Annotated in this window: 11 protein-coding genes; all 11 read right to left on the reverse strand. The window is 29.6% G+C overall.

Annotated features, from left to right (window positions below; genetic code table 11):
* Positions 1-90 precede the first annotated feature (90 nt).
* Positions 91-927 carry a hypothetical protein gene (locus G6N05_RS15165; protein ID WP_166131718.1) on the reverse strand — a complete coding sequence of 279 codons (837 nt, stop codon included), beginning with the start codon at positions 925-927 and terminating at the stop codon, positions 91-93.
* Positions 928-1,715: 788 nt separating this feature from the next.
* Positions 1,716-2,693 (reverse strand): Shedu immune nuclease family protein, encoded by a 978-nt coding sequence (locus G6N05_RS15170; protein WP_166131721.1) that lies wholly within the window; start codon positions 2,691-2,693, stop codon positions 1,716-1,718.
* 211 nt (positions 2,694-2,904) lie between these two features.
* Positions 2,905-3,324 (reverse strand): hypothetical protein, encoded by a 420-nt coding sequence (locus G6N05_RS15175; RefSeq protein WP_166131724.1) that lies wholly within the window; start codon positions 3,322-3,324, stop codon positions 2,905-2,907.
* Positions 3,325-3,498: 174 nt separating this feature from the next.
* Entirely contained in the window at positions 3,499-3,888 is a 390-nt protein-coding gene (locus G6N05_RS15180) for a hypothetical protein (protein ID WP_166131727.1), read from the reverse strand.
* A gap of 3 nt (positions 3,889-3,891) precedes the next feature.
* Positions 3,892-4,272 (reverse strand): hypothetical protein, encoded by a 381-nt coding sequence (locus tag G6N05_RS15185; RefSeq protein WP_166131730.1) that lies wholly within the window; start codon positions 4,270-4,272, stop codon positions 3,892-3,894.
* A 180-nt stretch (positions 4,273-4,452) separates the two neighbouring features.
* The gene (locus G6N05_RS15190) at positions 4,453-4,656 is read right to left on the reverse strand and encodes a hypothetical protein (protein WP_317167494.1); all 204 of its coding nucleotides are present in this window, start codon (positions 4,654-4,656) and stop codon (positions 4,453-4,455) included.
* 21 nt (positions 4,657-4,677) lie between these two features.
* Positions 4,678-5,163, reverse strand: a complete 486-nt coding sequence (locus tag G6N05_RS15195) for a hypothetical protein (RefSeq protein ID WP_166131736.1) — start codon at positions 5,161-5,163, stop codon at positions 4,678-4,680.
* A gap of 188 nt (positions 5,164-5,351) precedes the next feature.
* On the reverse strand, positions 5,352-6,071 hold the full coding sequence (locus G6N05_RS15200; protein WP_166131739.1) for an SMI1/KNR4 family protein: 720 nt from the start codon (positions 6,069-6,071) through the stop codon (positions 5,352-5,354).
* A 190-nt stretch (positions 6,072-6,261) separates the two neighbouring features.
* Positions 6,262-6,819, reverse strand: coding sequence for a GNAT family N-acetyltransferase (locus G6N05_RS15205; protein ID WP_166131743.1), 558 nt, complete (start codon positions 6,817-6,819; stop codon positions 6,262-6,264).
* A 210-nt stretch (positions 6,820-7,029) separates the two neighbouring features.
* Positions 7,030-7,545, reverse strand: coding sequence for a hypothetical protein (locus tag G6N05_RS15210; RefSeq protein ID WP_166131745.1), 516 nt, complete (start codon positions 7,543-7,545; stop codon positions 7,030-7,032).
* A 143-nt stretch (positions 7,546-7,688) separates the two neighbouring features.
* On the reverse strand, positions 7,689-8,498 hold the full coding sequence (locus G6N05_RS15215) for a hypothetical protein (RefSeq protein WP_166131748.1): 810 nt from the start codon (positions 8,496-8,498) through the stop codon (positions 7,689-7,691).
* Positions 8,499-8,612: the final 114 nt, after the last annotated feature.

The following is an 8,612-nucleotide window of genomic DNA, read 5'->3' on the forward strand; positions in this document are numbered from 1 at the left end:
CTATCAAAGATAAAATTTCTTGCGAGAAATAAACGTGAATTTACTACAAAATTCGCAATCTTGCCAAACGCCTGTTATGTGCCGTAGTTGTCAGGTAATCCATGATTTTCTTCTCTGTTTGTAAACTATTTTTTCTTGTCCGAATGATGTCAGCAAAATACAATGTTCTTCACTATCACTTCCGCCTTCAATATTTTTCACCTCACTGTAATTCCTAGGAAAAAGACAAAGCTCTCTATTTACTTGATCTTGAAACTCTAACATTAAATTTACAAATAATTTAGATTTTTCATTCTTGTCTAGCCAAACATTTTTTCCAATAGGAACAATTTCATAGTGGTCATCAAACAAGTTAAGTTGGTCAAAATTATTTTTCACTTCATTAAAGCCACCATTTATTACTGGTCCGTCATTACCGTGATGAATGTCAATATTTGGAAACTTCTTTTCTATAATTTTCTTTAAAACATTTAGTTCAGCATCAGCTAGTTTCGTTTTTGTCCTTAAATTCCCGAATGGAAAGTTATAAAAGTTATCAACTACTAAAACATCGTCATCTTTTGTCTCAATAGTAGAGGTCTCTCCGTTTGGCTCGATAAGCACCCATGTCCAAGGATTCACTTCGTCATCTGTGGAAAGAATTTCAATACTTAACTTCTGGGCTAAAGTTTTTAAAATTTCTATTCGTTCTCTTAACGTTAGCTCTAAGTTGTTGTTGTCAAAAACAGAGTAGTGAAACTTAAATCCTTCTGTTGAAGTTTCAAGTGAAATGTAGGTCTTTTGTTTGTCTACATCATTGTCAATAATAAACTCATTGAAATTTGTAATCCAAATAAATTGATTGCTATTAAAAGTTTCATTCAAAAAAAGTTCAAATAGAGCTTTGTCTAATCGCTGAGTTGTATTAAAGTATATCCTTTCGTTCATTTACTTGTCGACTATCTGAGTGGTTCGGTACTATGGCACATAACGTTCCGGCGCTTGGCGAGGTTGCGAACTTCGGAACTGATTATTTTCTGTTAAAGATAAAATTTCTTGCGAGAAATAAACGTGAATTTACTACAAAATTAGCCATTTTAGCAAACCGCTGTTAAATACAGGTTTTTGTTATTCCAATGAGTTTTACTTCGTAAGTTTTCTGAATTAATTCGGAAAACGCTCAATTTCCGCAATACTTTTCCGCAAACTTTTTCAAGATAGCATTTCCGATTCGATAAGTTTTTCGCAATCTAAATCAAGTAGTAATTTCCGATTAAATATTTTTTCGCAATACTTTTTCGCAAACCAATTTAAGTAACGATTTCCAATTCTACAATTTATACACAATACTTTTCCGCAAGCCAATTCAAGTAAAGATTTCCGAATCTACAATTTATACGCAATACTTTTTCGCAAACTATTTCCGCCATCAATTTTGGATTCTTCCATTTTCGACAATAAATTAAAAGCTCAAAAATTTCAATTAAAATAATTTTGTTTTTTCGAATTTAAAACAAAAATAGGAGCGAAGTGTTTTCTGAAAATAGATGTGAAAATAATCAGATTTTATTCAGCGTTCTCGATTCCACAAAACTTGTATTTAACGTCCCGGCGCTTGGCGAGGTTGCGAACTTCGGAACTGATTATTTTATGCTAAAGATAAAATTTCTTGCGAGAAATAAACGTGAATTTACTACAAAATTCGCAATCTTGCCAAACGCCTGTTAGAGGAAGGCTTAATGTGTAATTATTCTTTTTGCTCTTTCAAAAACATGGTCATATGTCATAATGTTTATGTTGTGATAGCTTGAGTTTAAAAGTCGGAAACTTTCTTTCTGCTCAATATTCCAATCATTAGATCTCCCAAAGATTAATACACAACGAGGTTTTATTGTTCTGACACCATCAACTCTTTCTAAAAACTTAATACTATTTGATTCTCTTTCCACTTCAAAAATATATTTTGAAGCTTGTGTAATAGCTTTTACCAAATCTTGGTGCGGAATATAATTTCCGTGGTCTTTTGATGTTGCCCAAAAGTTTAAGTTTCCATCAGGTCGTTTAATTTCAACAATATCTAAAAATCCATCATATGCTTCCATCAAAAAGTCCGAGATATTTTGCGTATCGATATTTCTCTCATCCAATATTCGAACGTATTCTGTTCCTAACACCCAATTATTTTCTTCAAACCATTTTTGCCAATCATGTTCAACTAAATCATCTTCTAGCATTTCTTCAAACTTTTCTAAAGCTCTAATTTTTGCAACATGATTGAATGCTTCTATAAGTTCAGATGGAATTATGTCGTGACCAATTACAAAGTCGATAAGTTCTTGTTTTTCGGGATGATTAAAAAAAGTTTGCAGATATTCTATATTCTCTGCATTCAATTGGTTTTCGACCGTAATAAATTTTTTTATTCCTTGTGAAAATGGCGTATATTCTTTTTGTATAAAGGCAATCAATCCTTCAAATTCCTGTTCTTTAAATGTTAGCTCACTTTTTGGTGTTTGATTTTCTAAGGTTTGAATATCCATATTGAATGGACCTTTCTTTTTCGAATATCTACCAATTTTGACTGCAATTTCGTCATTTTCGCTATTAGCATGCTTTATCTTCCACAGCGAAGCTTTAGTTACGGTTAGTGGTTTTTCTAATAAAATTGTATGTAGATAATCAATTCCTCCTTGACTTGTTTTTACTTCTTTCATTTTGAATAGTTGTTGATTTTACGGTGCGGTCAAAAGCTTTCCTCTAACGTTCCCACGCTTTACGACTGTTGCGTAATTCACGCACTGACGTAAACAAATATACCGAAAACTTTTAAAGAAAAATGCCTTTAAAAAGAAAAAAAATAATCACTACAGCTTTCAAACACAAACCAAGCCTAGCAATAGCGTAAAACGTGTGTTATATGCTGTTTTAATATTCAAACTCAGAACATAACTTCCTAAAAGGAATTTTTTTTATTTTTTCTAAAATGTCATCTTCAATAGGAAACATGAAATCTTTCTGAAACCAAATGATACCTAAACAAGAGAAATCTTTTTTAAGATCTTTGAAAACTTCTATACTTTTTATTAATGCTATGCAAGTTATTCTCGGTAATTCGCAGTCACTATCCCAACCAAAACTTTCAGAATTTTTTGGCTCCGGATTTAAAATGATGATGTTTTCGAGTTCAAGTATTTTTCTTGCGCGATTTTCTATATGAGTTAAAATCATTTTATTGACGTGATTAGAAGGCTGTCCTTCTAAAAGTCCGCCGTAAGTAAAGTACTGAAAAAATTCCTCTATACTAACTGTTAGATTTTCGTCAGTGATTATTTCATTTATATTCATTTATTTGGTATTTAAGATGTTCTTCGAAAATAGCATATAACGTTCCGGCGCTTGGCGAGGTTGCGAAGTTCGGAACCGATTATTTTCTATCAAAGATAAAATTTCTTGCGAGAAATAAACGTGAATTTACTACAAAATTCGCAATCTTGCCAAACGCCTGTTGTGCGATCGCTTTTATTTTTTCTCATAGTATTCTTTAAAATGACTTCCGAATTCTTTTTGCATTATTTTACTTGTAATTCCACCAAACTGAATTTCAAATTCATCTGAATCCATTCCAGTTATTGCTCCGCCCCAACCTTTTAATTCTTCATTATTTTCTGTATATACTTTTAATTGCGGTATAACAACTGTGTCAATTAATCTCAAACTTATATCGTTATCATTCATTTCAACGTTAAATTTTGTGCAATGTGTTTGAAATAGTTCAAAAGGGGAATTTATATTTTCAAATATTATTTTTCCGTGAATAACTCCCATAGGAACATCTGCATATTCAAATTCAGTATATCCTATTCGTGTTTTGTCAAGTTCTAAAAAATATTTATTTTTAAACTTTTCCATAGTTTAGAATTTTTTGAATATAAAATTATCAAGTAAAAAAGGAACAACCATAGTTCCAATTGTTAATAGCAAAGTATAAATATAATCAATTTTATATTTCGGAAACTTTCCAAATTCAGGTTCTCTATTAAATATTTTGAAGTATATATTTCTAGTAACTTTATGAATGATTAGGAAAATAAAAAGCATTTGAGAACCAAAATAGCTAATATTTCTCATTTCGTTATTAGAATTGTCTTCAATCATATATCCTATGAAAATTATTATAATTGCGATTAATATCCAAATTATGAAAACTTTTTTCTCGTTTAGTTTTTCTATTTGAAATCCTGCTATTAAAATTGGAATTATAAAAATTATATAAAGTAAAATATCAATATTCATTTCTGTTTATTTTCGGTTTTCCGTCGCTAGAAAGTGTCGCACAACGTTCCGGCGCTTGGCGAGGTTGCGAACTTCGGAACCGATTAATTTCTATCAAAGATAAAATTTCTTGCGAGAAATAAACGTGAATTTACTACAAAATTCGCAATCTTGCCAAACGCTTGTTGTGCGTTCGGTTTTTTATTTTTCGGCTCTCAGTTTTTCGATATATTCACTAGATTTTCCATTCCAATAGCATTTTTCACAACGATTTTCTATAAAATTATGTTCACAATTCGGATAGCCATATAAAACCGAAGAACATTCTGGACAAAGATTTTCCATTTCAGAAGATTCTTTATTGAATTCACTATTACATTCATCGCAAATTTTCAATTTATCCACATCCATTAATATTTATAATTTTTATTTTCCAATTTCCTCAATTCTATTTTCTGTTTTTTCAACGTATTTCTTATTTATTAAAAAAGGCAATATAATTCCAATTCCAATGAAAAAAGTTGAGTAAATCTTTAGTGGTTCTACACGCAAATACTCCGGAATTAGTGGATTTGCGCTCGGACTTCCAATTTTCGTTATTAAAATAAATAACCCAACACTAAAAGTTATTAAACAGCATAATAAAATGGTTAAGTTGTCTTTTAGGATTTCTACAAAACTATTTACTTTCCTTTCAGAATTTAGTAGTAATCCAAAAACAGGAATTAGTGAAATTAAAAAATAATCAAGAGTATTTATATCAACACCAAAAAAATATCCCGTTTTGTTTTGTATGGATTCAGCAAGACCAAAAACAGAAGTTGGTCCAATTGAAAAATTCAGAAAAATAAATAATATACAAGATATGGTGATTGATATGTAAAGTTGATTTTTGCTTAATTTATTTAACATATGTTTCTCTTAATTTTTTGTACAGTTTTTCTACGTTCCGCCAAACTGACGCACAACGTTCCGGCGCTTGGCGAGGTTGCGAACTTCGGAACTGATTATTTTCTGTTAAAGATAAAATTTCTTGCGAGAAATAAACGTGAATTTACTACAAAATTCGCAATCTTGCCAAACGCCTGTTGTGTGCTGTTTTAATTAATTATTTTGTTCCATAAAGTTTTTAAAGAGTATAAAAATTCGTCAAAAATATCCCATTCACCTGATTCTTTTTTCATTTCAATTTCTCTTTTTTCAGATTCTAAAATAAGATAATGCATTTTTATTTCGTGATTCAAACGCATAATAATCCAATCATTAAAATTCATTCGGTTTTTGTTGTTTTCAATTTCATATTCAGGATATACTTGGTCATTTGATGCAATGTCTTCTGTCCAAACATTTCCATATTCTTCTCCATTTACAACAATCATAGAGCAAGTTCCGCATCCATAACCACAGAGATGAATTACTCCGCTTTTGAATCCATCATTTAAATAGAAGAATTCTTCATCAGATTTAGTTTCATCACAAACATATGTTTCATATGGATAATTACCAAAATCTTTTGGATTGTGAAATATAACTTTTTTATTAAGTTTAAAATTTACTGAAGGATTGTATTCTTCGTTATGTCGATAATTTTTGAAATCTATTTTGTCTAATTTATCAAAATTCCAATCTTTTTTGCTAATTATTCCATTTGCTATATTTAGTAGAAACAATCTATACTCATTAGGTAATTTTACTTTGAATTTGTTTTCAAATAAAATAATATCTTCTTCTTTGGCAACTGGTAAAAATTTATATTCTCGCTTAAATATTTTTTTGAATTTTTTGATTGTTTCAAATAATTCTTGATTATGATTTTTCATTTTTAAAATATTTACGATTTTTTTCTTCAAAAATAGCACACAACGTCTCGTGGCTTGGCGTCAGTTGGGGATTTGGTTAGCCAAATGTATCGATTTAAGACTGAACTTCCAAGTACAAAACCAACTTTAAAGTTTGCCCAAAACCCCAATTGCGCCAAACCGCTGTTGTGCGTTCGGTTTTCTTTTTTTGTTAGTTTAATAATTTCTTTTGTTTTAATTCAATCCATTCATTTTTACTTATTTCAAACCAATTATGTTCAGTTCCATTGTAATCAAAAGTTTCAATTAGTTTTAAACCAGTTTTCAGTAAAACGTTTTTTGATCCTAGATTTCCTATGTCACAAATTGCATAAACTTTTTCAGTCTTTAAATTTTCAAAAGCATAATCTAATAATGCAATAGTTGTTTCAGTTGCAATTCCTTTTCCCCAATGTTTTTCTATTAACCTATAACCAATTTCATAAAAATTATTATGATTATTCATTGGTTCATTTATAAGTTTAATCCCTGACCAACCAATAAATTCATTACTAAATTTGTCAATTACTGCCCAACGTCCAATTCCGTTTTCTAAATATTGTTGATTTAATATTTCAATATATTTTCTTGCTTCTTCTATTTCTGTTATTGGTTTATTTCCTAAATAAGTATGAACTGCAGGATTACTATCTAACTCAAATATTCCGTCTTCATCACTTTCTATGAATTCTCTTAAAATCAGTCTTTCGGTTTCTATTTTTATGTTCATTTTTTAAAAAATATTTTTCTTTTTATTATAGATTTTTTATTTCGGCTTTCTGTCGCTCGAAACTGACGCACAACGTTCCGGCGCTTGGCGAGGTTGCGAACTTCGGAACCGATTATTTTCTATCAAAGATAAAATTTCTTGCGAGAAATAAACGTGAATTTACTATAAAATTCGCAATCTTGCCAAATGCCTGTTACCAGTAGTACTTACTTAGTAAATATCTTTTGTTTCGTTTCGTTCTTCTAAAATTTGTTTAATCGCTATCTTCGCTTCATCAACTAATTTATAATTATTTTCTCTTCTGATCAATTCTTCTGATGATAGATTTTGAAATTCACGTTTGAAAATTGCAATTTTATTTTCTTTTGCTTTTTCTAATTCCTCTGGCTCTTCTCCAAACCATTTTTCTTTTAAGCTCATCAATTCGCCCAATCTTGTAATGATTAAAACTAATAATAATACTAAAGGCAATAAATGGAAAATACCAATTCTTGCATCAAAAGCATTACCGAACTTTATAAAATCAAAAGTAGAAAGAGTTAATATAAATACTAATATTCCTAAACTCATATCTCTTTTTTTCAAAGCAAGAGCAATTGAAACAATCGTAAGGCTTATAATTCCAAAGTAAGATTGAATTCTTAAATTTGGATTATAAATTATTGATATTATTAAAAATATCCAGAGGATTGTTACAATTAATATTTCAGTTTTCTTTTTGCGCATTTTTGGTTTAGTATTACTGGTAACGTTCCGGCGCATGGCGAGGTTGCGAACTTCGGAACTGATTAATTTCTATCAAAGATAAAATTTCTTGCGAAATGTAAACGTGAATTTACTACAAAATTCGCAATCTTGCCAAACGCCTGTTAACTGTAGCCTTTATTTCTTTTCTTTTGATTTTTCTCGTATTCAAAATATTCTTTTGTTTTTGTTTCAACAATTCTAATCATTTCAGTTATTTCAAAAATACTATTTTCGTGATTGTTTATTAGTTGCAAGTCATCATTTAAAACAGATTGTTTTTGAAGAAAATCTTTTTCAAGTTTCAAACCAATCCAAATTTTATCTCTTATTTCTCTTTGTATAGATTTCATATCTCCAAATCTATCATGAAAAGTTGAGATGCTAATAAAACTTTCATAAATTAATATTATACCATATGCTTTTTGTAATTCTTTGTTTGATAATTCTTTACCATGTTCTAAAGTTTTATCAGTTAATTTATCAAATTCAATTTTACTTAAAGCATATCTGAGTTGATATGAATAATGCATCATTTTTTGTAAATTCATTAAAAGAATAAATATTGTTTTCGGCTGGACAGCCTCTTTGTTATTCTTAAAATCGACTTCTAATTTTTTTGAAAACTCAGATGGAGATAAAAAAACTTTCTCAGGGTTATCTTTTATACCAGGAGAAATATATTCTATCTTTTCACTTGTTATAAGATTAAGAATAATTCCTAATTGTTTTTTAAAGTAAAATTGAAAACTCCTTTTAGTTCTGTATTCTTCATACCATTTTTGAGCAAATGGTATTATTACAGCAGCAATAAGTGAAAGTGTGGCAATTAATAATACATATGGTTCCCAATCAAACTTAGGTTCAGATATGATTTTTATGGGTATGATTTCTTTTCCTTTTTGAATTGTGTCAAGAACCTGTTCTTTTTTCATATTGATTTTATACGCGAAGTTGATTAAGGTTACAGTTAACGTTCCGGCGCTTGGCGAGGTTGCGAAGTTCGGAACCGATTATTTTCTATCAAAGATAAAATTTCTTGCGAGAAA

This window comes from Flavobacterium bernardetii (assembly GCF_011305415.1).
Classification (GTDB): Bacteria; Bacteroidota; Bacteroidia; order Flavobacteriales; family Flavobacteriaceae; genus Flavobacterium; species Flavobacterium bernardetii.

Excerpts from the sequence above, each read along its gene's own strand:
- G6N05_RS15165 (WP_166131718.1), bottom strand. The coding sequence starts at position 927 with ATGAACGAAAGGATATACTTTAATACAACTCAGCGATTAGACAAAGCT.
- G6N05_RS15170 (WP_166131721.1), bottom strand. The coding sequence starts at position 2,693 with ATGAAAGAAGTAAAAACAAGTCAAGGAGGAATTGATTATCTACATACA.
- G6N05_RS15175 (WP_166131724.1), bottom strand. The coding sequence starts at position 3,324 with ATGAATATAAATGAAATAATCACTGACGAAAATCTAACAGTTAGTATA.
- G6N05_RS15180 (WP_166131727.1), bottom strand. The coding sequence starts at position 3,888 with ATGGAAAAGTTTAAAAATAAATATTTTTTAGAACTTGACAAAACACGA.
- G6N05_RS15185 (WP_166131730.1), bottom strand. The coding sequence starts at position 4,272 with ATGAATATTGATATTTTACTTTATATAATTTTTATAATTCCAATTTTA.
- G6N05_RS15195 (WP_166131736.1), bottom strand. The coding sequence starts at position 5,163 with ATGTTAAATAAATTAAGCAAAAATCAACTTTACATATCAATCACCATA.
- G6N05_RS15200 (WP_166131739.1), bottom strand. The coding sequence starts at position 6,071 with ATGAAAAATCATAATCAAGAATTATTTGAAACAATCAAAAAATTCAAA.
- G6N05_RS15205 (WP_166131743.1), bottom strand. The coding sequence starts at position 6,819 with ATGAACATAAAAATAGAAACCGAAAGACTGATTTTAAGAGAATTCATA.
- G6N05_RS15210 (WP_166131745.1), bottom strand. The coding sequence starts at position 7,545 with ATGCGCAAAAAGAAAACTGAAATATTAATTGTAACAATCCTCTGGATA.
- G6N05_RS15215 (WP_166131748.1), bottom strand. The coding sequence starts at position 8,498 with ATGAAAAAAGAACAGGTTCTTGACACAATTCAAAAAGGAAAAGAAATC.